Raw genomic sequence first — 3,683 nt, 5'->3', positions numbered from 1 at the left:
GGAATGAACGGTGCAATTATTACAATGATTTCTCACGGTTTAACATCAGCTGCGCTTTCCTTGCTGCAGGATGGATATATGAAAGGTCACATTCTTACATGCTTAAAGATTTAGGCGGTATGGCAAAATATGTGCCGGTTTTTGCAACGTTCTTCATGATATCCGCAATGGCATCAGTTGGTCTTCCTGGGCTTTCTGGTTTTGTAGGTGAGTTTTTATCACTTCTTGGAACATTTAAAACAAATGTATGGTTTGCTGCCGCTGCAGGTGTGGCTCTTGTCGTTGGTGCTGGATATACACTCAGACTTTATCACAAAACAATGTTTATGGAAGAACTAATAGACGGTAAGATTATTCACAAGTGGAGAAACACTAAAGATATGACTGCTTCAGAATTTTTATCTTTCCTTCCACTTATAATTTTAATGTTTGCAATAGGAATTTACCCTAAATGGTGGGTTGACCTTATAAATACAACTTCACTTTCCATTCTTTCAAAGTTTATAGGAGGATAAGGGATGTCAATTATAGAGCAGCTTGTATCTGCAGTTGGAGTTCCAAATTTTACAGTTTTAATACCTGAGATAATAATTTTAATTACAGCATTTATAGTATTTTTTGAAGAACTATTTACAAAAAATAGAATATTAATTAGTGCTACAACAGTTATAGGTCTTTTACTTTCTCTTTTAAGTATTTTTACTATAAAACAGGGAGACCTTACTCTCTACGGTCTTTATGTTGTAGATGGTTTTTCTCTTTTATTTAAACTCTTCCTTCTTATTTCAACAATAATAATTGTTGCAACATACAGAAGATATTTTGAAAGCAAGGACATTTACTTTGGAGAGTTTTACTATCTTACTCTTTTTGCTCTTCTTGGTATGATGATAATGGTTTCTTCTCCTAACTTATTTACATTTTATGTTGGTCTTGAGCTTTCTTCTATTACTACATACATACTTGTTGGTATGTTTAAAACTAAAAATAAAAAATTCAAAGATTTTGATTACAAATCAAAAGAAGGTGCTTTTAAATACTTAATAATAGGTGGTGCAGGAACAGCTGTAATAAGTTATGCAATTGCACTTTTATATGGTGCAACAGGCACTTTTGATTTTATGGAAATAGCACAGGTGGCATTAAACGACGCAAATATTGGGCTTGTATCAGGTATGATTTTACTTGTTCTTGGGCTGGCATTAAAAGCTGCCGCAGTACCTTTACACCACTGGGCACCAGACGCTTATGAAGGAGCTCCCACACCTATAACTACTTTTATGGCTGTCGCTGTAAAAGTTGCTACTTTTGCACTTATTTTAAGGGTTATGGTTGAAGCTTTTCCATTTATCTCAAAAGACTGGGCGCTTGTATGGTCTATACTTGCAGCTCTGTCTATGATAGTAGGAAACTTTATAGCATTAAGACAGAAAAACATTAAAAGAATGCTTGCTTATTCATCAGTTGCACATACAGGATACATAACTGCAGCCCTTGCTGCTCCAACTGGTATGGGTTTTGCAGCGTTTATATTCTACACACTTGTTTATATTTTTATGTCTATTGGAGCATTTGCAGTTTTAACATTTTTAGAAAAAACAGAAGGCTGGAACAATACATTTGATGACTTTAAAGGGCTTGCAAAAAGAAGTCCATTAATTGCAATTGTAATGCTTGTTTTCATGTTCTCTCTTCTTGGAATTCCTCCAACAGTTGGATTTTTTGGAAAACTTGGAGTGTTTTTAGCTTTAATCGGTTCTGATATATGGTGGCTTGCTGTTGTCTTAGTAATAATGAGTATTGTATCTGCAGGTTATTATTTAAGGGTTGTTTCTGTAATGTATATGTATGACCCTATTAAAAATATATCGTTTAATATAAACGGCGTAGAAAAATCAATCCTAATTTTAATGGCAGTTATTGTTTTAATACTTGGAGTATATCCAACAGTATTCTGGGGAATATCTACACAAATGAGCTCCCTTTTAATTGCCGGTATTGGTAGATAATGAAAGGAGAACTTTTTATATTATCTGCTCCGGCCGGTGGTGGTAAAACAACCATCACCAATCTTCTCTTAAAAGAGATTCCAAATCTTACAAGGGTTATTACCTGCACAACAAGAAATCCAAGAGAAGGTGAGGTAAACGGAAAAGATTACATATTCCTTTCTAAAGAAGAGTTTGAACAAGGTATAAAAGAAGGGAAATTTTTAGAGTATGCAGTTGTACACGGGAATTATTACGGAACTCCAAAAGAAGAAGTTGAAAAGCTTTTAAATGAAGGGAAAGATGTAATTTTAGTAATAGATGTACAGGGAATGAGACAGATAAAAGGAAAGATTAGACCTTTAACAACTATATTTTTAATTCCTCCTTCAATTGAAGAACTTGTAAATAGGATGAAAAAAAGGGGAGATTCTCCTGAGGAGATACAAAAAAGACTTGAAACAGCTAAAAAAGAATTTCCTGCATGGAAAGAGTATGATTACATTGTAATTAATGATATTTTAGAAGATGCAAAAGAAAAAATTAAAACTATAATACTGGCTCAAAAAAATAAAACTGAAAGGTTTGAGATTTTTGTTATTAAAGATAACGAGCTCAGAAAATTGATGGAAAATGCTTAAAATTACATTTTGGATTTATACTTTAGTAGTTGCTTTTTTATCATTTTACCCTGTGCCTGAAACGCCAACTTCTGACAAACTAAATCATTTTATTGCATTTTTTATTTATCCTGTACTTTTAAAACTATCTTATAAAAAAGGATATTTTGAGACTATAGTCCTATCTTTACTTTTTGGAATCTTTATAGAAGGAGTGCAGTACTTTTTGCCTTATAGAAGTGGAGAAATTCCAGATTTAATAGCAGATTTTTTAGGTATACTATCAGGTGTGTTTATGCTGTTTACTTTTGAACTTTCAAAACATAAGGATTAAAAAAATAATATACCAATTAAGCCCCGTTATTGGGGCTTAAAATTAAAATTTACCAAATCTATAAGCAAACTTATAAACAATTGGTAGAAGTATCAATGTTAAAAATGTAGACGTAAATATACCTCCTATAACAACAACTGCTATTGGCTTTTGTATCTCTGAACCTATATCGTTTGTAAATAGTATTGGGACAAGACCAAGTGATGCAGCGGTAGCTGTGATTAATATAGGTCTAAGTCTAAGTCTTGTTGCCTTGGATATAGCCTCTCCAATATTAAAACCTTCCTCAAGCATTTGTCTGATATAAGAAACTAAAACTACTCCGTTTAGGGTTGCAATACCAAATACTGCAATAAATCCTATTGCAGCTGGAACTGATAAGTTAAATCCGGATAAGTAAAGGGCTATGATTCCTCCAATTGTAGCAAAAGGAACGTTTAGCATTATGATTAGTGCATCTTTTACAGAGTTATAGTTGATAAATAGTAGTAAGAATATTAATAAAATAGCTATTGGAACAACTACAGAAAGCTTTTTCATTGCCCTTTCCTGATTTTCAAACTGCCCAGCAAATTCTACAAAGTATCCTTCTGGCATTTTGATTTCTTTTTTTATGTTTTCTCGAAGTTCTTTTATAAACCCTCCAAGGTCTCTACCTTCTATGTTAAGCTGGACTAATGCATATCTTAATCCGTTTTCGTGTCTAATCTTGAAAATCCCGGAACTACTTTAACTTCTGCA

General features: G+C 33.0%; 5 protein-coding genes. 4 read left to right on the top strand and 1 reads right to left on the bottom strand.

Going from position 1 to position 3,683, the window contains the following annotated elements; genetic code table 11:
* The 4 genes from HG1285_RS05390 to HG1285_RS05405 form a co-directional block, all read left to right on the top strand.
* On the top strand, nucleotides 1–515 hold a 515-nt coding region (locus HG1285_RS05390), incomplete at its 5' end, for a proton-conducting transporter membrane subunit (protein WP_008288406.1).
* A gap of 3 nt (nucleotides 516–518) precedes the next feature.
* Complete coding sequence (locus HG1285_RS05395; protein WP_008288405.1) at nucleotides 519–2,009, top strand: NADH-quinone oxidoreductase subunit N; 1,491 nt, start codon at nucleotides 519–521, stop codon at nucleotides 2,007–2,009.
* The gene (gene gmk, locus HG1285_RS05400) at nucleotides 2,009–2,629 is read left to right on the top strand and encodes a guanylate kinase (protein WP_008288404.1); all 621 of its coding nucleotides are present in this window, start codon (nucleotides 2,009–2,011) and stop codon (nucleotides 2,627–2,629) included. The genes HG1285_RS05395 and gmk overlap by 1 nt, the downstream gene beginning before the upstream one ends.
* Nucleotides 2,622–2,942: a VanZ family protein gene (locus HG1285_RS05405; protein ID WP_008288403.1), complete on the top strand. Its 321-nt coding sequence runs from the start codon at nucleotides 2,622–2,624 to the stop codon at nucleotides 2,940–2,942. Before gmk ends, HG1285_RS05405 begins: the two co-directional genes overlap by 8 nt.
* Before the next feature lie 42 nt (nucleotides 2,943–2,984).
* On the opposite strand, the gene HG1285_RS05410 is transcribed toward HG1285_RS05405, so the two are convergent.
* Nucleotides 2,985–3,605 (bottom strand): efflux RND transporter permease subunit, encoded by a 621-nt coding sequence (locus HG1285_RS05410; RefSeq protein WP_232219505.1) that lies wholly within the window; start codon nucleotides 3,603–3,605, stop codon nucleotides 2,985–2,987.
* Nucleotides 3,606–3,683: the final 78 nt, after the last annotated feature.

The organism is Hydrogenivirga sp. 128-5-R1-1, from assembly GCF_000171895.1.
The sequence above is the reverse complement of the archived record's forward strand: the minus strand, read 5'-3'. Positions and strand labels throughout refer to the sequence as shown.